The organism is Aequorivita capsosiphonis DSM 23843, from assembly GCF_000429125.1.
Taxonomy (GTDB): domain Bacteria; phylum Bacteroidota; class Bacteroidia; order Flavobacteriales; family Flavobacteriaceae; genus Aequorivita; species Aequorivita capsosiphonis.
Genome location: NZ_AUBG01000011.1, coordinates 223,065 through 247,822 on the forward strand (window position 1 = coordinate 223,065; position 24,758 = coordinate 247,822).

The following is a 24,758-nucleotide window of genomic DNA, read 5'->3' on the forward strand; positions in this document are numbered from 1 at the left end:
CGCAATTTGTCTCTGCACACTAAAAAAAATCTCAAAATTAAAAAAATACTGCTTTTTATATCGCTTTTTCTCACTATGCAAGTATTGGTGGCGCAACCTCCGGAATATATTGTTGACCATTGGTATTTGCACAGTTTTACATATATCGACGAAGTGGTGTCTATCAGCGATTTACCAATAAGCGAGGGGCCAACCCTAGTTATTGATGCCGATTACACGCTCCACGGTGTCGGTTTCTGCAATGATTATACTGGCGAATACGAATATATAAGCAACGAACCCTTTGGAGTTGACGATAATTTTATACCGAGAAATGTTGTTATTGAAACCGAAAATTGTAGCGATTATGAAGCCATGGAAAACTATTTTTTTATTCCCTTTGTTGAAGAAAAAACGGCCGATATCTTTGAAGTTAATCTCCCGGGAGATGACAAGCAGATAGTACTTCAATATGATTTTAGTTATGGCTATCAGGTTTACAAAAATTTTCCCGCTCTAGACATAGAAGATATTTCAATTAACGATTTAGTTATTTTCCCAAATCCTACGCAGAACAAATTGATTCTTCAATCTGCAACCAACAACTTCGATTCTGTTATCATCACAGACATTCATGGTAGAATTATGATTTCTATAAAAGATATGGTTTCAAATGAAATAGACGTTTCAGCCTTAAACTCTGGAATGTATTTTATAAGTATTCAATTTTCCACAGGAAATAGTACGAAGAAGAAATTTATTAAACATTGATTTTATCCGTTTAGCAGACACCAATACTTATTTTATTAATTCGGTATCTTTGCAGACTAGTTTTTAGAAAACCTAGTTTTTAATGGAACAATATTACCCCTATATAAAATCCCTTCATCTAATATTTATTATCACTTGGTTCGCGGGGCTTTTTTATATTGTCCGTTTGTTTGTGTATCAAATTGAAGCTTCACAAAAACCTTCGCCAGAAAAAGAAATCTTGGGAAAACAGCTCAAAATAATGGCCTTCCGCTTGTGGAATATTATCACTTGGCCATCTATGATTCTGGCACTGTTCTTCGGAATTTGGCTTATTTATATGCGCATGTTTTTTTTGAGCGATGCTTGGATGCAAGTAAAATTAGCCTTCGTGGTGATTTTGGTAATCTATCAATTTAAATGTCATCAAATTTTTAAACAACTGCAAAATGACGTGGTAAAACATTCCTCAAACTATATGCGTCTTTTTAATGAAGTACCCACAATCATTCTATTTGCAGTAGTTTTTCTGGTTATTCTGAAAAGCGCCGTCAACTGGATATATGGAACCGCAGGAATTATAATTTTTGCTATTTTATTGATGATGGGCTATAAAATCTATAAACGAATCAGAGAAAGCAAAAATTGATTTTAGAATTTATCTTGAAGTTGAAATTGAGAATTTTAAAGTTTTGGTGCTTTCCAGTATGGTTTTTGCTATCTTTCTTTCCCAAAAAAATGTAAGTGTACTTTTACAAAAAATCCCTCCGTACTCGCATCTTCCTATCCATGATTCTTTTGGTTATTGGGGCTTCTATACTTATTGCCATCGTTACCGTATATCAATATAAAGAAGAAGCACAGGATTATCACCGTGATCGCTTATTACGTAAAGAAGCAGCCATCCGCGAGAACATAAACTATATTCTAAAAACCACCACGTATCCTGTAGAAACTGCTCAGATTCCGCTCATTTTTAAAGATAAAATCTACGAAATAAAGGACATTCACAGTCTTGAGATTTTTCTTTACGATCTACACGGAAATCTTTTAAAATCATCAAAGCCTTCTTTTTTTAAAGATACCGTTTCCCCAAAAATGCCGGAATATGCGCTTGAAAAGCTTCAGAACTCACCCACAAAAAGTTATATAAAAGAATTTGAGGAAGGTGGCCAAAAGTATCAGTCTTCTTATACTTATATCACAGATAGTTATTTTAAACCACTGGCAATTTTAAACTTGCCTTATATAGAAGATGACGGTTTTATTACCAAAGAACTAACAGAATATCTTTATAGGTTGGGTGTGGCCTACTTTATTATGCTTTTGGTGGCAATTGCCCTAGCGTATTTCCTTTCAAAATATATTACTCGTTCCCTAAAAGAAATTAGTGAAAAACTTACTGCAACTCGTTTTGATAAACGCAATAAAAAAATTCATTTAAGTGATACGCCTTCTGAAATTTCCACAATAGTAAACGCATATAACGGGATGATTGACGAATTGGAAAACAGCGCCGCTCAACTCGCCGCCAGTGAACGCGAAACCGCTTGGCGCGAAATGGCAAAACAGGTGGCACACGAAATTAAAAATCCGTTAACGCCTATGCGACTTACGGTTCAAAGTTTTCAACGTAGATTTGATTGTAATGATGCTGATATTGACAATAAAATGACGGAATATACCGATACATTATTACAGCAAATTGACACATTAAGTTCCATCTCATCAGCATTTTCTACGTATGCAAAAATGCCCGCGCAACAAGATGAAACCTTGGATGTAGTAAAAATCACAAAATTGGCGCTGGATATTTTTAATGAAGATTATATCTTCCTGTTTTCCGAAGAAGAAGATGTCCGCGCACGTTTTGACCGAACCCAACTCATTCGTGTAATCACAAACTTGGTTAAAAATAGTATTCAATCTATAGAGCAGAAGAACCCTGAAGAACCTAGAATTGATGTTTTAATTGAAACCGAAGGCACATTTGTAAACATATCGGTTACTGATAATGGAATTGGTGTTTCCGAAGAAAACCGAACCTTTATTTTTGAACCACAGTTTACAACCAAAACTAGCGGAATGGGCTTAGGTTTGGGAATGGTAAAGAATATTGTTGAGACTTATGGCGGTACCATAACACTGGATTCTTCCGAAGAAAAAACCACTTTTAAAGTATCGTTTCTGGCAATACTATAGGCTTTTTAGTAGCTTTGTGAAAGAGCCACGAATGCACGAATATTATTAAAATCACCTTAGTGTATTCGTGGTAAAAAACTTATTTATCTCAAAATAAAATACACTATAAATGAAATATCAAAATATTCTTTCCGCAACTGATAACAGCATCACAACCATAACTATCAACCGTCCTTCAAAATTAAACGCGCTGAACCGTGAAACTATTCAGGAATTACGCGATGCTTTCGAAGTAGCTGATAATTCAGTTAAAACGAAAGTAATAATCATTACCGGAAGCGGTGAAAAAGCTTTTGTTGCTGGCGCAGATATTAGCGAATTTGCCGATTTTTCAGAAGAAGAAGGTGCAAAACTAGCAGCTAAAGGACAAGAGGTGTTGTTCGATTTTGTTGCAAACCTTTCTACGCCTGTAATTGCAGCGGTAAATGGTTTTGCACTTGGTGGCGGACTGGAATTGGCTATGGCGGCACATTTCCGTATAGCTTCCGATAACGCAAAAATGGGACTGCCAGAAGTTTCGCTTGGTGTGATTCCTGGCTATGGCGGCACGCAGCGTTTACCTCAATTAGTGGGAAAAGGCCGTGCTATGGAAATGATTATGACTGCTGGAATGATCGATGCCAATCAAGCCCTGCAATACGGTTTGGTAAACCACGTAACCACTTCGGAAGAATTATTGGAGTTTACTGAAAAGATCGCCTCAAAAATCATGAAAAACTCTTCGGTTGCAATTGCTTCGGCTATAAATGCCATTAATGCAAACTTCGAAGATGGCCAAAATGGTTTTGAAGTGGAAATTGAAGAATTCGGCAATTGTTTCGGCACGGAAGATTTTAAAGAAGGTACGCAAGCATTTCTTCAAAAGAGAAAGGCAAATTTTCCCGGGAAATAGAACTTTTATTTTTTCTTTGTACAACTTCGTGCTTCTCTGTGATACCGATAACTATCGGGATTGTGGTATAGTGCAATACTAAAGCTTAAAAACATAGATTTTCACCTAGAACCTATCATAAATATCGCGAGCGAATACAACAAAATAGTGCCTAAAATTTATTACTTATGAAAAGATACCTTCTAATAATTTTCGTTTTGGCTTTTACATTTTCAGTAACAGCCCAAGAAAAAGCCGAACCTTGGTTTAAAGACGGCGAGGCACAAATTGTCCCCGCGTTCGAAAACCCCAGCGACTGGATTCGCACCGATTTATGGGTAGAAACAACTTTTGACACCGATGGCGACGGAAAACCAGACCGTATGCACGTGGATGTAACCAGGCCCAAACAAACAGAAATAAATGGCTTAAAACTTCCTGTGGTATATGAATCAAGTCCTTATTTTGCCGGTGTCGCTCCAGAAACTGAAGGTGCTTTTCACGATGTTTATCACGAATTGGGCGCTCCAGGAAAAGGAATAGTGCATCCTTCAGTAACAAGACGTGGCGAGCGGCCTATCATTTCCAACACCCAGATACACACATGGGTGCCGCGTGGTTATATTGTTATTCATTCGTCATCCCCAGGAACTGGACTTTCACAAGGTTCGCCAACTGTAGGCGGCGACAACGAATCTTTGGCCCCAAAAGCAGTTATTGATTGGCTTAACGGTCGCGCAAAAGGCTATACAACGCCAGATGGAAACAAAGAAGTAAAAGCATATTGGGCCACGGGAAAAGTTGGAATGACGGGCACATCATATAACGGTACAATTCCGTTGGCGGCTGCAACGACTGGTGTGGAAGGACTTGAAGCAATTATTCCCATCGCTCCAAATACATCATATTACAATTATTACAGATCAAACGGACTGGTTCGCTCCCCAGGAGGATATTTAGGGGAAGATGTCGATGTGCTTTACGATTTTATCCACAGTGGCGCTGAGTCTAAACGTGCCTATGGCGATTCAATTTATCGCGATGACGAAATAAAAAATGGTATCGATCGCATTACAGGAGACTATAATGATTTTTGGGCGGGTCGTGACTATTTAAACGATATGAAGCCGATGAAAGCAGCATTGTTTATGTCGCATGGTTTTAATGACTGGAACGTAATGCCAGATCATAGCTATAGAATTTATAAAAAAGCTGCAGAAATGGGACTTCCGGTAAAAATCTATTACCATCAAAAGGGACACGGCGGACCACCACCACTATCCATGATGAACAAATGGTTTACGAAATATCTCTTCGGAATTGATAATGATATTGAGAAAGGACCAAAAGCGTGGATTGTTCGAGAAAACGACGCGAATAACAATCCAACTCCTTACGCTGATTATCCAAATCCTGATGCTAAAAAAGTTGAACTTCACTTGAAATCAACATCAAAAAACGAAGGTGTTTTAACGCTGGAAAAGAATAAAAAACAAGGAAAGCAAACCTTGGTTGACGACTATCATTTTTCGGGAGATTCTTTAGCGCAGCTCGCAACATCAAAGCACAGATTATTGTTTGTAACTCCAGTTTTAAAAGAAGACCTTCATCTATCAGGACTTTCCACATTAAAAATAAAATTGGATAGTAGCAAACCTGCCGCGAACCTTTCGGTATGGATGGTTTCCTTACCGTGGAACAAGCATCCTGACGCGAAAATAACCGACAATATTATCACTAGAGGTTGGGCCGATCCACAGAATTACAAATCTATTACCGAGAGCGAACCTTTAAAGCCAGGCAAGTTTTATGAAATGTCGTTTGACTTAATCCCAGATGATCAGGTAATTCCAGCAGGACAGCAAATTGGTTTAATGATTTTTTCGAGCGATAGCAAATTCACTCTTTTGCCAAAACCGGGAACTGAATTAACAGTTGATCTTGATGGAACTAGTATCGAAATTCCAGTAGTTGGAGGGAAGAAAGCTTTTGAAAAATCAATAAAAAAAATAGGAATATTTCCATATTAAAAAGGATTTCTTCCAAATAATAATTAACTTTGAAGATACCCATTCTTCAAAGTTTTTTTATGTCTGATAATGTTCTAAAAGGTCGTGGCGCCCAGAAAAATGTACACAATCGTTTCTTCGAAAATAGTCACGAAGTCTTGGATGAGTATTTAAATTTCTGTGAAGCCGAAGGCGAAGAAGCTGATAGAAATAAAACAACCTACATTGAAGTTTTTCCGAAGACATTTGTAAATAAGGTTAAAAGTCCTGATGTTGGAATGAGTTATTCCGCAAATCCGTATCAAGGTTGCGAACACGGTTGTGTGTATTGCTATGCCAGAAATACCCACGAATATTGGGGTTATGGAGCCGGCTTGGATTTTGAACGAAAAATTCTCTTTAAAAGAAATGCACCTCAGCTTTTGGAAGAAAAGATAACTTCAAAGAATTGGCAGGGCGAAACCATTATATTTTCAGGAAATACAGATTGCTATCAACCATTGGAACGCAAAATGGAAATCACCCGAAAATGTTTGGAGGTGATGCTAAAATGGAAACATCCCACGGGAATCATCACAAAAAACTCATTGATTCTTCGCGATCTAGATATTTTAAAGGAAATGGCCAAACTGAATATTATTTCAGTAAATGTTTCCATCACTTCCCTTTCCGAAGATACCCGCAGATTATTAGAGCCGCGAACGGCAAGTATTAAACAACGGCTTAAAGTTGTTGAAATACTTTCAGCAAACGGAATTCCTGTTCGCGTAATGATGGCGCCGATTATTCCTTCCTTAAACAGCCACGAAATCCTTCCTCTGGTAAAAAAAGTAGCAGAACTTGGCGCAAAAGATGTTGGCTACACCATTGTTCGTTTAAACGGCCAGATTGCTGAAATATTTAAGGATTGGGCCTATAAAACCATTCCGGATAAAGCGGAACGCATTTTAAACCAAATTGCAGAGTGTCACGGCGGCAACCTCAACGACAGCAATTACGGAAGAAGAATGCGAGGCGAAGGCACTATTAGCGAACATGTAAAAAGTACTATGGCAATCGCCAAGAAAAGATATTTAAAGGATCGCAAAACTGAAACCTTGGATACCTCGCATTTTCTTCAATTAAAAAATCCGCAGCTAAATCTATTCTAAATTTCTCTGTATTATCTTTGCAGTGCTCTGGGGAAAATTTAGTCTTCCGATGAATTGCTAGTTTTTTAAACAAAACCCTAATTTCACTATAAATTTAAGAAAAGACCGATGTTTTTATTAAAGCCTATATTTAATCAAGAATCGATAGCTTTAAAACGAAAGTAACAGGGCATTTACTATAAATTGCATAATTAACTTTAAAAGTCAAAACAGAATATGACGTCCAATGGTTTATAAAATAAAAAAAATGATAGTCGGCTTTTTAAAGTTCAAAAGAGCCTTCGTAAACTATCCATTTAGGAAGTTCAATGTTGTAGAAATACTTCTATTTTATATTAGGGAACGGGTTACGCGTATTCAATTTCTAATTCTCTCGGGTATCCTGGTTGGTTTGAGCGCCGGTTTGGCCGGAGTTCTTCTTAAGGTCTTGGTCCACCATATACAACTTTTCGTCAATAATGATGTACCGCTCACGGAGCGGCTATTTGTATTTGCTATATTTCCGATGCTGGGAATTGTGTTGACCTCCTTAATCGTGAAATACCTTTTTAAAGGAGATGAAGACAAGGAGCTTTCATTTATATTAAAAGATATTTCACAAAATGGCAGCAAGGTGAAATCCAGCAAAATGTACTCCCAAATTATCCAAAGTGCGGTAACTGTTGGGTTTGGAGGTTCGGTTGGTTTGGAAACCCCAATTGCAGTTACGGGATCAGCTTTTGGTTCTAATTATGCACAACGTTATAGTTTAGGTTTTAAAGAACGTACTCTTTTACTCGCATCTGGTGCAGCTGCAGGTATAGCCGCCGCTTTTGATGCTCCCATTGCGGGCGTGATGTTCGCCTTCGAAATTTTACTCACCGGCCTAGTATTTACAGATTTTATTCCCTTGGTAATCGCTGCCATTTGCGGTAGTTTGCTATCAACTATTATCTTAAAGGAAGACGTGCTTTTCAATTTACAGTCCCGTGAAGTTTTTTACTATGGCAACACATTATATTTTCTTGGTTTAGGAGTCTTAACTGGATTGTACGCGCGTTATTTTTTAGTTGTAGGGCAAAGAGTGCATCAATTTTTTGAACGTTTTAAAAGAAAAATCCTGCTCCGGGCAATAATTGGTGGGTCGCTGCTTTCTTTATTATGTGTTCTCTTTCCTCCTCTTTTTGGTGAAGGCTATTTAAATATAAAAACCCTACACCGAGGCGATGTGGAACATTTAATACACGAAAGCCTCTTCAGTTATTTTGGAACCTCCCAATTAATCATTATCGCCTTTCTAGGCTTAACAATTATGATGAAGGCCTTTGCCACCAGTATTACGCTGAGTTCGGGTGGGAATGGAGGAAATTTTGCACCCTCTTTGGTCGCTGGTGGACTTTTAGGTTATCTTTTTGGTTTCGTATTGGAAATGATGGGAATGCCAAATGTACCAACTACCAACCTCATGCTAGTGGGAATGGCCGGCGTGATGTCTGGCGCATTATACGCACCCTTAACTGCAATCTTTCTTATCGCCGAAACCAGTAGTGGCTACGATCTTTTTATCCCGTTGATGATAGTTTCTGTAATGGCTTATGCCATTAACCGTTTCTTTTCAACTATAAATCCGGCTTATAAAAAACTCGCGGACGCAGGAGAAATATTTACTACCCGCCAAGACCAAAATATTCTTTCACACATCCATCTTCAAGATTGTCTGAATACCGCGTCACTGATAATCAATACAACGGAAAGCATGGAAGAGATTATGGAAAAATTTAGAAATAGCAATCAGAATACGATGGCCGTAGTAGATGCGGAAAATAAATTCTGGGGGATTCTAAACCGGGAGAGACTTCGACCCTATTTACTTGGAAAGGAATCTACGGAAGATATAAACGTAAGCCAATTGGCTTCAAATCCTTCTTTCATAGTTTCTGATAAAGATAGTGTTATGGAGGTAATCAAAATGTTTGACGAAGCAGATGTTTGGCAGTTGCCAATGCTTGATGAAGACCGAAATTTTCAAGGGTTTATAAGCCGTTCCGCAATTTTAAATAATTATAGATTGTTGTTGCGGGAGTATTCTGAATAAAGGATTGTTTTCTCTGCAAACCTCAGCGTTAGCTCTGCGCCACTCTACGTGAAAGCTATTTCGCAGAGTTACACAAAGGACCACAGAGGTACACAGAGGGTTTAAAGTCCATAATCCCAAAACTCCAATTATTTTAATTAGTAACTTTGACCGTTTCATCCTTATATTGAAAAAACTTGCTGGCTCAAATTATATGAAATATCTCTTCAATTTTTTTTTAGTATTCTTATTTGCTTTTCCAACATATATTTTCGCGCAAAAAGATACTTTGGCAGGTAAGGATTATATCGAGCTCACTAAATTAATAAAAGCACAATCAAAAGATACTACACAGGGATTTGCACTGTTGAAATACTATCAAACCAAGGCTCAAAAAGAACAGAATTTAGAACGCGAGTTTGAAGCTTTGATAACATATTCTGCTATATATTTTGAAAATGAATTATTTGAAAAAGCTGCTGAAAAAATGGATCAAGTGCTTCTTTTTAGATCAAGGAACGATCTAATTGCCCAAAAAGAGCGCACTTATAAAACAGCTATGCTTGTATACCTCAGGTCAGGGCACATAAAAAAAACATATGCTGCAATAGATAGCACGCTCGTAATAGCAGATAAAACCAATGATTTAAAATTAAGACTTTCCGCCAACCAAATGATGGAGCTTTTAGATGGTATGGGCGGAAATTATAGATTAACTATTACAAGAACGAAGCAAAATTTAAAGAATTTAAATAATCCAGATCTAAAACAGCTAAGTTCAGAAAGTAAAAATCAACAATTGCTTCTAAACCAATCGATACTAGCCAATGCATATTTAAGATTAAAAATTGCAGATTCTAGTGTTATTTATTTAAATGAATTATTACAAAATCCAATTGTTAGAAATGATTCTTGTATTATCAAAATTACATATCTCCAACTTGCTGAAGCTGAAATATTATTAAAAAACTATTCCACAGCAAATAAAAATGTGAGTAAGGCGAAACAATATTGCCAGCCTTTTTCAAAAATGGACAGTTTACTTTTGGGAGGTCTTTTAGGTAGAATGTATCTTCAACAGGAAGATTACGAAAAATCGATAGTAGCCTTAGAGAATGCATTCAAAACCTATGAAATTAATGAACAAGAGGAAGCATTTACTTTAGATTATTACAAAATATTAGCTGAAGCATATAAAGGCAAAGACAATTTAGAGAAAGCAAATTTTTATTTCCAAAAATATGTAAACGCTTCGGAAAAGTTTGGAAGTGTAAGAGATACAATTCAAAGAGGAAAACAAATAAGAGAAATAAACCAGTTTAAAAATGTATTAGAATTCTTAAAGAAAGAAAAAGAGGGGAAGCAATCCAATTTTAACTACCTATTACTCGGCGGATCTATAGTTATCTTGATCCTTCTTTTCATTCTCCTAAAATTCTATCGAAACAAAAAAGCCAACGAAATCAAGTTTGACGCATTGCTTGCTAAAATTAAGGCTGCTGAAAATCCCGAAAATATTATAGATACAAAAGACGAAGTTCTAGAAGAAACAAATTCCACCGATGTTTCTGAAGAGGTTACGAATCACATTCTAGACGGACTCAAAAAATTGGAGGAAAAGGAATATTTCTTAAAACAGGAATGCAACTCTTATAACGTTGCGAAGAAAATTGGTACTAATACCTCCTACCTTTCTAAAGTAATCAACTCACACTTCGGCAAAAATTTCAACACCTATATCAATGATCTCCGAATCAATTATGTCATTATTCGTTTAAAGAATGATGTAATTTTTAGATCGTATTCTATCCAATCCATCGCCGAGGAAGTAGGTTATAAATCTGCAGATTCTTTTACCAAATACTTCAAAAAAGATACTGGATTAAACCCTTCTTTCTACATTAAGGAGATTAAGAATGTCGCCTAAAACCACCGTTTTAACCCGAAATTTATAAATTTAGGGTTGGCGGTTTCGTCATTTCTAAAAATTACTTCAATAACGAGCAATCCCACTGTTTTCAATGGGTAACGTGTTTTTATTCCTTCCCCATTTTCCTAAAACTGGGGATGCTTCTCTTTTATATATGAGTTTTGTGTTGCAGATTTGTTTCAGAAATTAACCACTAAAACAATTTATTATGAACACACAAAAAACTTTAAATCGCAAACGTAAATTAATCGTAAAAGTAATCTTAGGTTTTATTATCGGTATTTCATTCGGCTTCGGAATAACTAAAATGATCAAATCAGATACTCGATTGACTTCCTCAATTAAACAAAGTATTCAAGAAAATTGTGACTGCGAATCGGTAAATAAAAATATTTCTTCAATAGGACTTCAATTTAGCAAAGATGGTATTACCAATAAAACAGTATCATTTGTGCTTAAAAATTGCAAGTATGAGGTTTCAGCAGCTGAAGAGGCCAAGAAAATAAATGAGCACTTAAAAGCTACTATTCCAAATTACGAAACAATAGATATTATTGAACTTTCTTTTTAATCCAATAGAGTAAAAGAGTTTGTAAAGATAAAAAACGGTACTGTCCTGTAATTTCAGTAATAGTTTAACGGAAATAAAAAATCAAAAGAATGAAAACTCCAAAAAACCGAGAAACAACAATCAAAAAGTTAATTATTTCAGCCATTGTAGCATTTGGAATATTCTTAATATCGCTATTCATTATTGGAACTTATGTAGGAGAAAAACTATATCATAAAATGAACGCTAATATTGAAAAACCAATTGAAAAAATAAATTCCGAAGAGCTCAGCTTTCACTTTAATAAATATCAAAAACTTAACCTTCATTTAATCTAAAACATACTATTATGAAAAAATCAAAAACACAAAATATCTTTTCCGCTATATCCTGGGCAATATTTCTATATTTTTATTTAGCTCTGTATATTCACACACAATATCACTAATATGAAAAGCAAAACATCTAAATACATTAAATTTATAAAATTCGCCATTGGTATCTTAATTGGCATAACAATTTATCTACTAATCACACTAATCTATTAAAACCAACTATCATGAATATATTAATCAAATTATCAATAGCACTTACGTTGCTGTTTATGGCTGGGTCAATCCAAGCCCAAGAATTAAACGGTTCCTACAGTGGCAACCTTGAAGTACAAGGAATGCAAATGGAGTTAATCATTAACATTACACCAACTGAGGACGGTTATACCGCAACTCTCGATGTTCCTATGCAAGGTGCAAGCGGAATAGAACTCGATTCTGTAGTTTTGCAGGATAAAACTGTTACCATTACTTCGGCCAAAATGGGATTGACCTATACAGGTTCAGTTTCGGGAGAAACTATAGAAGGAACTTACGAACAAATGGGACAAAAATACCCCCTAAACTTGAAGAAGACAATAAAAACAAAACCCGGAAATACAGATTTGCCCTCAACAGATGCCGAATTGGAAAAATTAGCCTCAAAAGCAAAAGGCAATTTTAAATATACTGTTGCCGATTATTTTAAAACTCCAGATGTTTTCTCCTTTAAACTTTCGCCTGACGGAAAATATCTCTCGTATATGAAGAGGAGAGAAACTGGGGAACGAGATGTTTATTTGAAGGAAACCGCAACACAAAAAGAAAGTTTGCTAATAAAGCAAGAAGAGGATTTAATTAGATCTTATTTTTGGGCCAATGACAACCGAATCCTATACCTTCAGGATAAAGGAGGAAATGAAAATTATCACTTGTTCGGCGTTGATGTAGATGGTTCCAACAAAAAGGAACTAACTCCATACGAAGGTGTAAAAGTGGACGTACTTGAAATGGTAAAGGATGACGAAGACAATATCATCGTGCAAATGAACAAGGACAATCTTCAGCAAGAAGAACCCTATCGCCTAAATATAAATACAGGAGAGGCCACAAAGTTATATACTGTAGAGGCTGGCAGTCCCCCAGTAGCTGGCTACGCTTTTGACCAAAAAGGAAATCTTCGGGGCATCGGGAGAATGGTGGATGGAGTAGATATAGAATATCTTTACAAAATTGATGGGGAGTTCAAACCAATGATGGTGGTTGAATTCGGTGATTCTTTTGGGATTAATGACTTTAATCCCCGTTCCGAAAATCCCGATGATGCCTATGTGGTTTCGAATTTAGGAACCGATAAAGCCGAGATCCAACTTTATGATCTTAAAAAGAACGAAAAGATTAAAACCCTATTCAAGAACGATGATTTTGATGTTACGGGACTTTCACTTTCCAGAAAACGTAATTACGAAATAGATTTTTACTATTATCAAGGTGAAAAAACCGAGGTGGTGCCGGTAAGCGAGACTTATAAGAAAATTCATGCCCGTCTAAAGAAAGAATTTGGTGATAAACAGTTTTTCACCCAAGGGAAAACCGATGACGAATCAAAGTATTTAGTAATTATTACCAGTGATAAAATTGTGGGAGAATATTACTTATACGATGTAGAAAAGAACACTGTCACATTGCTTTATAAGTTACTGCCAAATTTAAAGGCGGAAGATATGGCAACTATGAAACCAATCACTTTTAAGAGTAGAGATGGGTTAACGCTTCACGGATATATCACCTTGCCACAAGGCTATAAAAAAGGACAAAAACTTCCATTAATTGTAAATCCGCACGGTGGGCCACAAGGGATACGAGATAGCTGGGGCTTTAATCCAGAGGCGCAATTGTTTGCCAGTCGCGGTTATGCAACCCTTCAAGTGAACTTTAGGATTTCTGGCGGTTATGGAAAAGAATTCCTTAAAGCAGGTTTTGGACAAATAGGTAGAAAAGCAATGAACGACGTGGAAGATGGAATTGCCTATGTAATTAATGAAGGATGGGTAGATAAAGATAAGGTTGCCATTTATGGTGGAAGCCACGGCGGATATGCAGTACTTCGCGGAATGACCAAAACCCCAGATTTGTATGCCTGTGGTGTAGATTATGTAGGCGTTAGCAACCTGCATACATTTATGGAAACTATACCTCCATATTGGGAAAAGTATAAGGAGCTGCTTTACAAAATTTGGTACAATCCTACCATTCCAGAGGAAAAAGCAATTATGGATGAAATTTCTCCAGCTTTGCACGTTGATAAAATCAAAAAACCATTGTTCGTGGTTCAAGGTGCAAATGATCCACGTGTGAACATTGACGAAGCAGATCAAATAGTTGAAAGTCTACGGGAAAATGGTGTTGATGTTCCTTATATGGTAAAATATGACGAAGGTCACGGTTTCGGAAAAGAAGAAAACCGATTGGATTTTTATGCAGCGATGATGGGCTTCTTTGCGGAACACCTCAACTAGACCTAAGACCGCTTGCTCCTCCGCTAAAGCTTTGGCGGCACGCGGACGCTGTAGGACTTAGGATATAAGACTAAAATTTTCTTTAACTGAAATAACCTATCAAGCGTGAAGTTTGATAGGTTTTCTCTGTGTCCTTTGTGGCTTTGTGGTAATAAATACACCACGGAGGCACAGAGGACACAGAGTTTTATTTTTTACCTTCCCATTCCGCATAGAACTGTTTCAGAAAAGTTTCCATAAACAAATGTCTTTCTTCCGCAATTCGCCTGCCGGTTTCAGTGTTCATTCTATCTTTCAATAGCAGTAATTTTTCGTAGAAATGATTGATTGTAGGAGCATCCGAAGCTTTGTATTCTGAAGGCGTCATATTCAATTTTGGCGCAATTTCGGGATCGTAAAGCTTTCGATTTTTAAAACCTCCATAATTAAATGCTCTTGCAATCCCAATGGCTCCAATGGCATCAAGTCTATCGGCATCCTGGACTACTTCCAATTCTGTTGAAGTAAAACTTTGGGTTTTGTTTCCTCCTTTAAAAGAAACGTTCTCAATTATTTTTATAATATGCTCCATTATTTCTTCGGAAACATTTTGGGTTTTTAAGAACTGTCGCGCTTTTTTGGGACCTACAGTTTCATCGCCATCGTGGAATTTTGAATCCGCTATATCGTGAAGCAGCGCTCCTAATGCGACAACCGTTTTATCAACTTCTTCCTCTTCTGAAATTAGCAATGCATTTTTATAAACGCGTTCAATATGAAACCAATCATGGCCTCCTTCGCCACCTTTCAATTCATTTTTTACGAAGTTGATTGTATTCTTAATAATTTCTGAAGCTTGCGCGCCGTGGCGTGGAGAATATGAAGACATAGTTTATAGGTTTTGTGAAAGTAGTAATGATTTTCTTTAGCTAAGAGGTCGCACGCCAGACCCCCTTCCTTCGGCAGGCAAGCATATGGGAGAATTGAAGTTTGGTCAATATTTAAATTGATGGTGTAATCTAGCTCCCTTTAGGGCTGGGGTAAAGATTCTAATTATTATGTACTTTTGAAGTTACAGTTTCCTCTACCTTATCAATCAACGCTTCCACGTCAAAGTCTGAAATTTTAATGGCGGGATGCGTAGTCATTTCTAAACGCACACCCATCTGGATTGGAAACATTCCATACCGCTGCAATTTCCAAGAATTATTGATTGTAACCGGAATAACATAGCCATCTGGCACTTTTTTGAAAAGAGTTTGTAAGCCACTTCTTCTGAAAGGTTTTGGAACTCCCGTCTTACTACGTGTTCCTTCTGGGAAAATAACACCGCTCCGATTAAATTTCTGAAGGTATTTTGAAAACTTTACCAATTCAACTATCGCTTGTCTTGGATTTTTTCGATCGATTAATATAGAACCTCCGTGACGCAGATTAAAAGAGATAGAGGGAATCCCTTTTCCCAATTCAACTTTTGAAATAAACTTAGGGTGATATTTTCGGAGATACCAGCTTAACACGGAGATTTCCCACATGCTCTGATGGTTGGATACAATTATGATAGGTACATCGTTAGGAACATTTAAGTCTATATCAATGTGATAGGTAGTTCCAACCGCATGCAGACATCGCAACAGCGTCCAGTTGAAAACATCAACTGTTTTTTTGTGAGCCGTATATCCAAACCAATTAAATGCTGCCCATTGTATAGGATGAAACACCAGAATTGTAATACCGAAGAATAGGTAAAACAACACTGAGAACGGATAACTAATAATTTTTAGGAGTGCTTTCATTAACTTTCAAAAATAAGAAAACCGTCTTAAAAAAAGACGGTCTTCCGTTTGCTTAATTACATTTTATTCACTGAAGATTAATGTTTCGATTTAGACTTCGACCTATTCTTCAATGTATTTCGGTCTATATGAATATAGTTATAAACACAAAGGCCAATAACCACCAACCAAAAGGCCCTATAAAGCCAATCGTTTATTTCTTTTCCAAACAAATGAGAAACAGTCGGGTTGTCATAAATGTTATAACCCAAGGCTCCAAGGGCCAAAATTCCGATAATGATAGTAAATGGTTTGGTAATTTTCATACCCCTTTTTTTAGCAATATTCGTTATATGCGTCTTTTAGGTTTTCAGCGATCATCTGTGCTGGACGACCTTCAATATGATGACGTTCTAACATGTGAACCAATTCACCATCTTTAAACAAAGCCATTGAAGGCGAGCTTGGAGGAAATGGAACCATACTGGCACGTGCAGCATCAACAGCCTCACGGTCAACACCTGCGAAAACTGTTACTAAATTAGTAGGTTTTTTGTCATTTTGAAGTGACATAGCTGCGCCTGGACGTGCATTTGCAGCTGCGCATCCGCAAACCGAATTTACAATCACTAAAGTAGTTCCTTCTTTTTTCAATGCTTCTTCAACATCATTCGCTGTATGTAATTCTGTGAAACCTACTTTTGTAAGGTCCTCACGCATTGGTTTTACTAATTCTGCTGGGTACATATTATTTGTATTTAAAGTGTATTAAAATTTTGTTGCAAAGATACAAAATTTGAAAACGAAATGTTTTCAAATAAATCCCAAATAACAGCGATGAAATTTCAAATTCCAAAATTCCCAACTATTTACACAAACTACTTTTAGAATTTTGATATTGAGATTTGGTGCTTCCTTTTTTATTTGGAATTTGAATTTTGGTTTTTAAAAACATTACCTTTGACGGCTCTAATTCAGAAAAATTACAATTTTTATGCTTCGTTGGCTATTGGCCGTTCTCGGTTATTTTTTTTATCGGTTTCCAGGTGCTATTGCAGGGTTTTTTATAGGAAGCCTTTTAGACAACGTTAACGTAAAAGGCAAAACATTTCAGACTTCCTTTGGAGGCTCACAACAACAGGTGACTCCTGCCGATTTTGAACTGAACTTACTTTCCTTGGCTTCCTTGGTTATTAAAGCGGATGGCAATGTGAGCCAGACTGAACTGGATTATGTGCGTCAATACTTTGTTCAGGCTTATGGGAAGGATCGTGCCAATGCAACTTTTAAGGTTTTTAATGAAGTAATAAAAAATAGAGAAATTTCTGCGCAAACTATTGGTGCGATGCTTCGTCAAAGAACGCGTTACGAAAGTAGGTTGCAAATTCTTCACTTTTTGTTTAGCATCGCGAATGCAGATGGCAGCGTTTCAACCGCAGAAGTTAATGAAATAAACAGAATCGCAGGTTTCTTGGGCGTTTATGCGCGTGATTTTGAAAGTATAAAAGCGATGTTCTTTAAAAATCCGGACAGCGCATATAAAATTCTAGAAATAGACCGAAATGCCACCGCTGCCGAAATTAAAACGGCCTACCGCACTATGGTTAAAAAATACCATCCTGATAAACTACAGCATTTGGATGAAGCCCACCGAAAAGGTGGAGAGGAAAAGTTTAAAAAAGTTCAAGAAGCCTACGAACAAATTCAAAAGGAGCGGGGACTTTAGCTTCGATACGTCTTGATGAAAAATCGAGACACTCAGCTACCGATTATTTTGAAGACAATTAATAAAACCTCACAGGTCTTTGAGACCTGTGAGGTTTGTTTTTTAATCCTTTCTGTATTTCTTTCTCGTTATTACTTTTTCAAGTTGTCTAGCAATTATCAATCGCGCCAAAGTTTGCCCTGAAGTTTCTTTCGAAGCATTTTCGGCAAGTGCAGCCACAGCTTTTTCTTGTGAAACATCAATTCTATATAAAATTGCTATTAGTTTATTATAATCCCTTACCAATAAATTGTCGAGATACTTAGCCAGATCGCTTTCCAATTCCTCATAAGTTTGTTTCTCAATAGGAACCGGTTTTTCTGAAGTGACTATTTTATAGCTCCACAGCAAGGCTTCAAATTTATCATCGTCTTTTTTCAAAGTATCAAAATTTTATTGATCGAATAAATTACATATTACTTAAAGCCTAGAGTTTAAACAGTTTGGCTAAAGCCAGTATCAATGACTCAACTTTACGGGCTGAAGCCCGTGGCAATTGAAAAGTATCTTTTGTGACTGAAGCCAGTGGTAATTGAAAATGAATTCCTTTTTTGGGTGTCCGTAAAGGGTCATAATATATAACTAAAATTTAAAGAATATTGATAAACCAGCCCTGAAAGGGAGGTAATATCTTAACATCGGGCAACGCCCGGTAGGGATAAACCCGGGAAACACAAAGCCCTGAAAGGGCGCAATGATTAACTACATTATGGAACGGCTGCCATTTATGCCGCCCTTTCAGGGCTGGTCTTAGCCCGGTTTACGTGCTGATAGGGCGCTGCCCTATCTAATGGTATGGTATGTTGCCTTTTCAGGGCATATTTCGTCATCTTCAAAAGATTTGTTTACGGATGTAAAAATCAACACACAATATGACAAAATCAATCATATTACTGATTACGGATATACAAATTCCTTAATTCTAATTGGATTTTTCCACTCTTAATTTTATAAAATCATATAAAAGTCGCACGCCTATACCAGTTCCTCCTGAAGGATTCGATCCTTGAGCATCTTTTAAAAATGCAGGGCCGGCGATATCAAGGTGAATCCAATCGTAATCTGTAAAGTGTTCTAAGAATTTTCCTGCGGTACTTGCACCTCCAACGGGACCACCAATATTTTTTAGATCGGCTACGTCACTTTTTAAAAGTTCTTCAAATTCCTTCCAAAACGGCAGTTGAACAAGGCGCTCATAAGTAGTTTCGCCAGATCGCTTCAATTCATCCATTTTTTCTTGATGATTTCCAGCCATCGCAATCCCGAACGGTCCAGTAATCGCCGCTGCAGCGCCTGTTAATGTAGCCATATCAATAACAAGTTCAGGTTTGAATTGCTTGGCATAGATTAAGGCATCTGCCAATATAAGTCGGCCTTCGGCATCGGTGTTTTGAATCTCTACCGTGGTGCCATCCATCATGGTTATAACGTCATCTACCAACAGTGCTTTTCCATCAATTTTATTATCGGTTGCCGGAACCAGACCGATTATGTGATATGGAAGTTCATTCATAGCCACGGCAGCCATAATTCCTACAACCGTAGCAGCTCCACCCATATCTGCTTTCATAGAGGACATATGTCCACCGGTTTTTAGGGAATATCCTCCGGTATCAAAAGTCACCCCTTTTCCAACCAAAACAAGCGGTTGCTTGTTGATTGCGTTTTTGGGCTTATAGGTCATAATATTAAAAGTTGGTGGCACTTCCGATCCTTGGTTTACTCCCAAAAGCCCGCCCATTCCTAGCGCAACAATCTTATCTTTCTGTAAAATTTCGGTTTCGAAACCATATTTTTTTCCGGCCTCAACTATTCTTTCTGAAAACTTTACAGAATCCAGTTTATTAGGCGGTTCATTTACTAATGTACGTGTAAGTGCAACTCCATTAATTAAATTGGTTACTTTTTTTATTGTCGTTTCAGAAGAAGTTTCGTTTAAAATATAAACTTTTAGTTCTTTCCTGTCATTTTTCTTGTGATAAGAACTGAACTGATAGCTTCCCATAAGCAAGCCTTCTAAAAAGGAGTTTTTTTGAGAATTGGGCAAATCGTTCAGACCTTCCAAATATGAAATAGTGCAATTTTCCTTTTTTAAGGCTTTATATAAAGTAATACCCAATTTTCTATTTTGTTCAGAATCCTCAGAAGTTGCGACAACCCAAAAACTTTGTGAATCTCCAAAGGAGGTAATTACCTCGTCTTTATCCTTCTCGAAAGCAGCGGCTATTTTTTTGGATAAGGACGTATTCAAGTCGTATTTCTCCAATTGTTTTTCTTCGGAAATAAAAACAATTCTACAGGAGTTTTCTAGACTTTCACTCTTGGAATTATAGGATACTAGTTCAAGGTTTAGATAGGAATTTTTCAAATTGATATAGTTAAAATTAGAAAATCAATATACACTTTTTTGCGCTTTTGAATATTGGATTATGGAAGTAATTTCTCAGCTACTTTTTGTTGCTTAGTTTTAAAATTTTGATCGCTTTTTTTAGCTCACTGACTTTTGAAAGCTCGCGCGACGCAAGTGATATATCTTTCTGCATTAGATCATTGCTTTTTACATTTCGGTCAATTACTTTTTTATGTTCTTGAAGGAGGTTTATTGCGAATTCCATTTGTCCTTTTTTAGTTTATTTTTATCTCAAAGGTAGAAAATTTAGGTCCTTTGAAAAAATATTTAGGGCATCCTAACTATTATTTTATGATAATATTAATCTTATATTTACACTTTACTTAATTGAGGTATGTTTACACGATCAGAAGAAAACTATTTAAAAGCCATTTTTCACCTGCAACAAGATGCTAAAGATGGAGTTTCTACCAACAGCTTGGCAGAATCATTAGATACAAAAGCTGCGTCAGTAACGGAAATGGTCAAAAAATTGGCGGGTAAAAACCTAGTTTCTTATAAAAAATATTACGGCGCCACACTTACTGAAAAAGGTACTGAACAAGCTTTAAAAGTGATACGCAAGCATCGTTTGTGGGAATCATTTTTAGTGGAACGCCTAGACTTCAACTGGGATGAGGTGCACGATGTAGCGGAACAACTGGAACACATTCAAAGTGAAAAACTAGTTGATGCCATTGATAAACTATTGGATTACCCCAAAGCTGATCCGCACGGCGATCCCATTCCTTGTAAAGATGGCACATTTCCAAAGGAAAATAAGTCGGTACTTTCCGAATGTGAAATAGGTGCAAAAGGTGTGATTGTAGGTGTTAAAGATTCCTCGCCAATATTTCTAAAGTATTTGGATAAACTAGAAATCGGCATAAATTCCAATTTCAAAATAAATGATAAAGAGGCGTTTGATGCTGCGCTGGATATTGAGATTGATGGCAAGCCACTGCAACTTTCGGCTAAAATGGCGGCCAATCTGTTTGTGGAATTTTTATAAATTACTTTTTAAAGCTATAATGGTTTCGCTTTAAGAGTTATTAAAGTTTTAGATAACTGTTCTGCATTCAAATATTGAAATAACGCGCCCTTGCATAATATTTATTTTTTATCAAAAAAGTAGGTGATAGCAATGAAGACGGCATAACTACTTCCTTCGCATTCATTAGTGTGATTTTATAAATTGCGCTTCTTCGGTTTAGTTTTTTCGTTTCTATACATTTTACTCCTCAAGTTAAATGGTCTCAGTACTTCCATAATATATTCTCACGGTGTGGAGCTATGCCCAAGGAAACAACTTAAACAAACTAAGTTTACATATTTAGACTAAGCTAAAAATATATTTCTTCCCAAAAAAATATATCTTTGCATATATAGAAATTTATAATGACCCTAGCCGAAGAAAATTATCTGAAAGCCATATTCCATTTGGATTTGGAAAGTGAAGACGAAGTTAGCACTAATGCTATTGCTGAGCGCATGGAAACCAAACCGTCTTCGGTAACGGATATGGTAAAAAAATTAGCAGAAAAGAAAATGCTGATTTATAAGCGTTACAAAGGAGCGCAGCTCACGGAGAAAGGAAGAAAAATAGCAGCTGGCGTAATAAGAAAGCATCGTCTTTGGGAGGTTTTCTTGGTAGAAAAACTCAATTTTCATTGGGATGAAGTTCACGAAATAGCCGAACAATTGGAACATATAAAATCTGATGAGTTAATAACGCGTCTGGATAATTTTTTAGGAAACCCAGATTTTGACCCTCACGGCGATCCCATCCCTGACAAAGACGGCGTTTTAAAACGAACGGAGAAAAAATTGCTTTCAGAATTAGAGAAAAACCACAGTGGTGTTTGTGTGGGCGTAAAAGAAAGCAGTGGCGGATTTTTACAATATTTGGATAAAAAGAAAATCGCCATCGGAACGAAAATAAATGTTTTGGGAAAAGAATTTTTCGACGGCTCTATGGTTATTTCAGTGGGAAACGAACAATTTTTTATTTCGAAACTAATTGCTGAAAATCTTTACGTTCAGACCATTTAAATCTTAAAATAATAATTACTTGGTAATTAAAAGCCAAGGAAAAAAGTTCAAAAACGAATGCAAAGTATGAAGAAACTCCTAGTACTTAGTTTAATTACGATTTTTATTGGATGCAAAAATGCTTCCGAAGAAAATGGCAAGCTTAAAATAGTGACTACAACAACCATGCTCACCGATTTGGTAAAGAATATTGGTGGAGATGCCGTAGATGTTGAAGGTTTAATGGGAGCTGGTGTAGATCCACACTTGTATAAAGCAAGCGAAGGAGATGTTTCAAAACTCTTTCATGCCGATATTATATTTTACAGCGGCTTACATTTAGAAGGAAAACTAGTAGATGTTTTTGAGAAAATGGAAGCACGAGGTAAAAAAACCATTGGACTTGGCGAATCGCTCAATAAAGATGAACTGATTCCATCAAAATTGTTTGCTTCAAATTACGATCCACACGTTTGGTTTAATATTCAATTTTTTAAGCAATTCGCCCAAAAAGTAACGGAGGTTTTATCTGAAACTGATCCTGAAAATGCTGAAGTCTATAAAGAGAACTTCAATGTATATCAGGAGAAGCTAAGCGCTCTTGAACGTTCAGTAAGAGAAACCATTGAAACCCTTCCCAAAGAAAAACGAATCTTGGTAACGGCACATGACGCATTTAATTACTTCGGAAATGAATACGGATTTGAGGTAGTTGGCCTGCAAGGAATTTCAACGGCAACGGAAGCAGGAGTTCAAGACGTACAACGACTATCACAATTTATAATCACTAATAAAGTAAAGGCGATTTTTATAGAAAGTTCGGTTCCTAAAAGAACTATTGAAGCTTTGCGTGAGGCCGTACTTTCAAAAAACCACGATGTTGCTATAGGCGGTTCATTATACAGCGATGCTTTAGGAAGTGCTGGCACAGAAGAAGGAACGTATATAGGTATGTTTAAGTATAATGTAAAAACCATAATTACGGCACTGCAATAAAGATGAAATCGAAATCGAAACTGAAATCGAGATTAATACAAATGAATTTTGAAAGTAGAAAAAAAGCATTACAAGAATTCCTGAAAGGTGACATGCTGAACTTGACGAAGTATCTTGCCGCAGGCTTCCATGTAGGTATTAATCTTAAAATCTCTGCTATATAATAAAAAACCATGAATGAAAAACTAGCCATCCAAGTAGACGACCTAACAGTTGCCTACAATTATAAACCCGTACTTTGGGATATCGATCTCGAAGTGCCCGAAGGCGTGTTAATGGCTATTGTTGGACCCAATGGTGCAGGTAAATCCACATTAATAAAATCAATTCTGGGAATCATAAAACCAATAGCGGGTAGCGTATCAATCTTTGGAAAGCCCTATGAAAAGCAGCGTAAATTAGTGGCTTACGTTCCTCAAAAAGGAAGTGTAGATTGGGATTTTCCAACTACCGCTGCCGATGTGGTTTTAATGGGAACCTACGGCAGTTTAGGATGGATAAAACGTCCCGGACAAAAAGAAAAGAAAGCCGCGTTGGAAGCTTTGGAAAAAGTGGGGATGCTCTCTTTTAAAAATAGACAGATAAGCCAACTTAGCGGCGGACAGCAACAACGTATTTTCCTAGCCCGAGCCTTGGTTCAGGATGCATCCATTTACTTTATGGATGAACCCTTTCAAGGTGTTGATGCAACTACAGAAATTGCAATTATCAATATTCTGAAGGAATTGAGAAAAGCAGGAAAAACCTTAGTCGTGGTACATCACGATTTACAAACCGTACCCGAATATTTTGATTGGGTTACTTTTTTAAATGTGAAGAAAATAGCAACTGGACCCGTGAAGGATATTTTTAATGATGACAATCTTACCAAAACTTATGGGATTAATTATAAGGTGGCGGTTAATAAATAGAGGTGAGAGGTGAGAAATTTGAATTATCGATTTATTGAAAACCTTGCTATCCTATAAAAATGAAGAATAATAGAATGAATATTAATCTAAACCATCTTAGAACAGAAGTTTATGACAAGTGTGCTTTTGAAATTTCAGACTTTAAACTCGAGCAGGAAAGTAAGGAATATGATGCTTGCCGATTTAAGCTAAATGAAAGAAATATAATTAGCAGAAGTGCGAAAATAACACCTAAAAAAATTGGACAATTCGTAACATTCTGGAAAAGAAACGGAAATGGAATCATTGAGCCACTCGATGAAAATGACCAATTTGATTTTTATGTTGTGAATACACGAAGAGAAAACGACTTCGGACAATTTGTTTTTTCCAAATCCATATTGATTAAAAATGGAATAATCTCAACAAATAAAAAAGAAGGAAAAAGAGGGTTTCGAGTTTATCCGAATTGGGAAATAGCACAAAATAAACAAGCAGAACAAACTCAAAAATGGCAGTTGGAATATTTCTATGAAATCAATGATTCAACCAATCTTAAAAAGGTTGCGAAACTATATAAAGCTTAATGATTAGCAAAAATGATAAAT

General features: G+C 36.6%; 24 protein-coding genes. 17 read left to right on the top strand and 7 right to left on the bottom strand.

The window, feature by feature from the left end; translation table 11 throughout:
- Window positions 1–6 precede the first annotated feature (6 nt).
- The 11 genes from G440_RS0110145 (at window position 7) to G440_RS0110195 (ending at window position 14,325) form a co-directional block, all read left to right on the top strand.
- The gene (locus G440_RS0110145; RefSeq protein ID WP_157417929.1) at window positions 7–750 is read left to right on the top strand and encodes a T9SS type A sorting domain-containing protein; all 744 of its coding nucleotides are present in this window, start codon (window positions 7–9) and stop codon (window positions 748–750) included.
- 82 nt (window positions 751–832) lie between these two features.
- Entirely contained in the window at window positions 833–1,378 is a 546-nt protein-coding gene (locus tag G440_RS0110150) for a CopD family protein (protein WP_026451210.1), read from the top strand.
- Between the two features lie 95 nt (window positions 1,379–1,473).
- A complete protein-coding gene (locus tag G440_RS0110155) occupies window positions 1,474–2,931 on the top strand; it encodes a sensor histidine kinase (RefSeq protein ID WP_026451211.1) in 1,458 nt (485 codons plus the stop codon).
- A gap of 109 nt (window positions 2,932–3,040) precedes the next feature.
- Window positions 3,041–3,823: an enoyl-CoA hydratase/isomerase family protein gene (locus G440_RS0110160; RefSeq protein WP_026451212.1), complete on the top strand. Its 783-nt coding sequence runs from the start codon at window positions 3,041–3,043 to the stop codon at window positions 3,821–3,823.
- A 167-nt stretch (window positions 3,824–3,990) separates the two neighbouring features.
- Window positions 3,991–5,832, top strand: coding sequence for a Xaa-Pro dipeptidyl-peptidase (locus G440_RS0110165; RefSeq protein WP_026451213.1), 1,842 nt, complete (start codon window positions 3,991–3,993; stop codon window positions 5,830–5,832).
- Between the two features lie 59 nt (window positions 5,833–5,891).
- Entirely contained in the window at window positions 5,892–6,962 is a 1,071-nt protein-coding gene (locus tag G440_RS0110170; protein WP_034259334.1) for a PA0069 family radical SAM protein, read from the top strand.
- A gap of 247 nt (window positions 6,963–7,209) precedes the next feature.
- Window positions 7,210–9,036 (top strand): chloride channel protein, encoded by a 1,827-nt coding sequence (locus G440_RS0110175; protein WP_245574848.1) that lies wholly within the window; start codon window positions 7,210–7,212, stop codon window positions 9,034–9,036.
- Window positions 9,037–9,229: 193 nt separating this feature from the next.
- On the top strand, window positions 9,230–10,942 hold the full coding sequence (locus G440_RS0110180; protein WP_157417931.1) for a helix-turn-helix domain-containing protein: 1,713 nt from the start codon (window positions 9,230–9,232) through the stop codon (window positions 10,940–10,942).
- Between the two features lie 211 nt (window positions 10,943–11,153).
- Complete coding sequence (locus tag G440_RS0110185) at window positions 11,154–11,516, top strand: hypothetical protein (protein ID WP_026451217.1); 363 nt, start codon at window positions 11,154–11,156, stop codon at window positions 11,514–11,516.
- An 89-nt stretch (window positions 11,517–11,605) separates the two neighbouring features.
- Window positions 11,606–11,833: a hypothetical protein gene (locus G440_RS0110190; RefSeq protein WP_026451218.1), complete on the top strand. Its 228-nt coding sequence runs from the start codon at window positions 11,606–11,608 to the stop codon at window positions 11,831–11,833.
- 221 nt (window positions 11,834–12,054) lie between these two features.
- Entirely contained in the window at window positions 12,055–14,325 is a 2,271-nt protein-coding gene (locus G440_RS0110195; protein ID WP_026451219.1) for a S9 family peptidase, read from the top strand.
- A 187-nt stretch (window positions 14,326–14,512) separates the two neighbouring features.
- Here G440_RS0110195 and G440_RS0110200 read toward each other — a convergent pair whose 3' ends face one another.
- The 4 genes from G440_RS0110200 to G440_RS0110210 form a co-directional block, all read right to left on the bottom strand.
- Window positions 14,513–15,193 (bottom strand): HD domain-containing protein, encoded by a 681-nt coding sequence (locus G440_RS0110200; RefSeq protein WP_051285288.1) that lies wholly within the window; start codon window positions 15,191–15,193, stop codon window positions 14,513–14,515.
- Window positions 15,194–15,353: 160 nt separating this feature from the next.
- The gene (locus G440_RS0110205) at window positions 15,354–16,100 is read right to left on the bottom strand and encodes a lysophospholipid acyltransferase family protein (RefSeq protein ID WP_026451221.1); all 747 of its coding nucleotides are present in this window, start codon (window positions 16,098–16,100) and stop codon (window positions 15,354–15,356) included.
- 77 nt (window positions 16,101–16,177) lie between these two features.
- A complete protein-coding gene (locus G440_RS21210; RefSeq protein ID WP_157417933.1) occupies window positions 16,178–16,405 on the bottom strand; it encodes a hypothetical protein in 228 nt (75 codons plus the stop codon).
- Between the two features lie 10 nt (window positions 16,406–16,415).
- The gene (locus G440_RS0110210; protein ID WP_026451222.1) at window positions 16,416–16,826 is read right to left on the bottom strand and encodes a BrxA/BrxB family bacilliredoxin; all 411 of its coding nucleotides are present in this window, start codon (window positions 16,824–16,826) and stop codon (window positions 16,416–16,418) included.
- Between the two features lie 247 nt (window positions 16,827–17,073).
- Between G440_RS0110210 and G440_RS0110215 the strand changes: the two genes are divergently transcribed.
- The gene (locus tag G440_RS0110215) at window positions 17,074–17,805 is read left to right on the top strand and encodes a TerB family tellurite resistance protein (protein ID WP_026451223.1); all 732 of its coding nucleotides are present in this window, start codon (window positions 17,074–17,076) and stop codon (window positions 17,803–17,805) included.
- Between the two features lie 102 nt (window positions 17,806–17,907).
- Here G440_RS0110215 and G440_RS19800 read toward each other — a convergent pair whose 3' ends face one another.
- The 3 genes from G440_RS19800 to G440_RS21215 form a co-directional block, all read right to left on the bottom strand.
- Window positions 17,908–18,225: a hypothetical protein gene (locus tag G440_RS19800; RefSeq protein ID WP_034259338.1), complete on the bottom strand. Its 318-nt coding sequence runs from the start codon at window positions 18,223–18,225 to the stop codon at window positions 17,908–17,910.
- 541 nt (window positions 18,226–18,766) lie between these two features.
- A complete protein-coding gene (locus G440_RS0110225) occupies window positions 18,767–20,212 on the bottom strand; it encodes a leucyl aminopeptidase family protein (protein ID WP_026451224.1) in 1,446 nt (481 codons plus the stop codon).
- 79 nt (window positions 20,213–20,291) lie between these two features.
- Window positions 20,292–20,459 carry a hypothetical protein gene (locus G440_RS21215; RefSeq protein WP_157417934.1) on the bottom strand — a complete coding sequence of 56 codons (168 nt, stop codon included), beginning with the start codon at window positions 20,457–20,459 and terminating at the stop codon, window positions 20,292–20,294.
- A gap of 129 nt (window positions 20,460–20,588) precedes the next feature.
- Between G440_RS21215 and G440_RS0110235 the strand changes: the two genes are divergently transcribed.
- The 5 genes from G440_RS0110235 (at window position 20,589) to G440_RS0110260 (ending at window position 24,737) form a co-directional block, all read left to right on the top strand.
- Entirely contained in the window at window positions 20,589–21,245 is a 657-nt protein-coding gene (locus G440_RS0110235) for a metal-dependent transcriptional regulator (RefSeq protein WP_026451225.1), read from the top strand.
- Between the two features lie 386 nt (window positions 21,246–21,631).
- Entirely contained in the window at window positions 21,632–22,285 is a 654-nt protein-coding gene (locus G440_RS0110240; protein WP_026451226.1) for a metal-dependent transcriptional regulator, read from the top strand.
- Between the two features lie 66 nt (window positions 22,286–22,351).
- A complete protein-coding gene (locus G440_RS0110245; RefSeq protein WP_026451227.1) occupies window positions 22,352–23,260 on the top strand; it encodes a metal ABC transporter solute-binding protein, Zn/Mn family in 909 nt (302 codons plus the stop codon).
- A gap of 173 nt (window positions 23,261–23,433) precedes the next feature.
- Entirely contained in the window at window positions 23,434–24,171 is a 738-nt protein-coding gene (locus G440_RS0110255; protein WP_026451228.1) for a metal ABC transporter ATP-binding protein, read from the top strand.
- 59 nt (window positions 24,172–24,230) lie between these two features.
- Window positions 24,231–24,737 carry a MepB family protein gene (locus G440_RS0110260; protein ID WP_245574849.1) on the top strand — a complete coding sequence of 169 codons (507 nt, stop codon included), beginning with the start codon at window positions 24,231–24,233 and terminating at the stop codon, window positions 24,735–24,737.
- Window positions 24,738–24,758 lie beyond the last annotated feature (21 nt).

Bases quoted from the DNA above. Each gene is read 5' to 3' on its own strand.
- G440_RS0110240 (WP_026451226.1), top strand. From the start codon at position 21,632: ATGACCCTAGCCGAAGAAAATTATCTGAAAGCCATATTCCATTTGGAT.
- G440_RS21215 (WP_157417934.1), bottom strand. From the start codon at position 20,459: ATGGAATTCGCAATAAACCTCCTTCAAGAACATAAAAAAGTAATTGAC.
- G440_RS0110195 (WP_026451219.1), top strand. From the start codon at position 12,055: ATGAATATATTAATCAAATTATCAATAGCACTTACGTTGCTGTTTATG.
- G440_RS0110210 (WP_026451222.1), bottom strand. From the start codon at position 16,826: ATGTACCCAGCAGAATTAGTAAAACCAATGCGTGAGGACCTTACAAAA.
- G440_RS0110165 (WP_026451213.1), top strand. From the start codon at position 3,991: ATGAAAAGATACCTTCTAATAATTTTCGTTTTGGCTTTTACATTTTCA.
- G440_RS0110160 (WP_026451212.1), top strand. From the start codon at position 3,041: ATGAAATATCAAAATATTCTTTCCGCAACTGATAACAGCATCACAACC.
- G440_RS21210 (WP_157417933.1), bottom strand. From the start codon at position 16,405: ATGAAAATTACCAAACCATTTACTATCATTATCGGAATTTTGGCCCTT.
- G440_RS0110185 (WP_026451217.1), top strand. From the start codon at position 11,154: ATGAACACACAAAAAACTTTAAATCGCAAACGTAAATTAATCGTAAAA.
- G440_RS0110170 (WP_034259334.1), top strand. From the start codon at position 5,892: ATGTCTGATAATGTTCTAAAAGGTCGTGGCGCCCAGAAAAATGTACAC.
- G440_RS0110235 (WP_026451225.1), top strand. From the start codon at position 20,589: ATGTTTACACGATCAGAAGAAAACTATTTAAAAGCCATTTTTCACCTG.
- G440_RS0110260 (WP_245574849.1), top strand. From the start codon at position 24,231: ATGAAGAATAATAGAATGAATATTAATCTAAACCATCTTAGAACAGAA.
- G440_RS0110190 (WP_026451218.1), top strand. From the start codon at position 11,606: ATGAAAACTCCAAAAAACCGAGAAACAACAATCAAAAAGTTAATTATT.
- G440_RS0110175 (WP_245574848.1), top strand. From the start codon at position 7,210: ATGATAGTCGGCTTTTTAAAGTTCAAAAGAGCCTTCGTAAACTATCCA.
- G440_RS0110255 (WP_026451228.1), top strand. From the start codon at position 23,434: ATGAATGAAAAACTAGCCATCCAAGTAGACGACCTAACAGTTGCCTAC.
- G440_RS0110205 (WP_026451221.1), bottom strand. From the start codon at position 16,100: ATGAAAGCACTCCTAAAAATTATTAGTTATCCGTTCTCAGTGTTGTTT.
- G440_RS0110200 (WP_051285288.1), bottom strand. From the start codon at position 15,193: ATGTCTTCATATTCTCCACGCCACGGCGCGCAAGCTTCAGAAATTATT.
- G440_RS0110180 (WP_157417931.1), top strand. From the start codon at position 9,230: ATGAAATATCTCTTCAATTTTTTTTTAGTATTCTTATTTGCTTTTCCA.
- G440_RS0110215 (WP_026451223.1), top strand. From the start codon at position 17,074: ATGCTTCGTTGGCTATTGGCCGTTCTCGGTTATTTTTTTTATCGGTTT.
- G440_RS0110245 (WP_026451227.1), top strand. From the start codon at position 22,352: ATGAAGAAACTCCTAGTACTTAGTTTAATTACGATTTTTATTGGATGC.
- G440_RS0110150 (WP_026451210.1), top strand. From the start codon at position 833: ATGGAACAATATTACCCCTATATAAAATCCCTTCATCTAATATTTATT.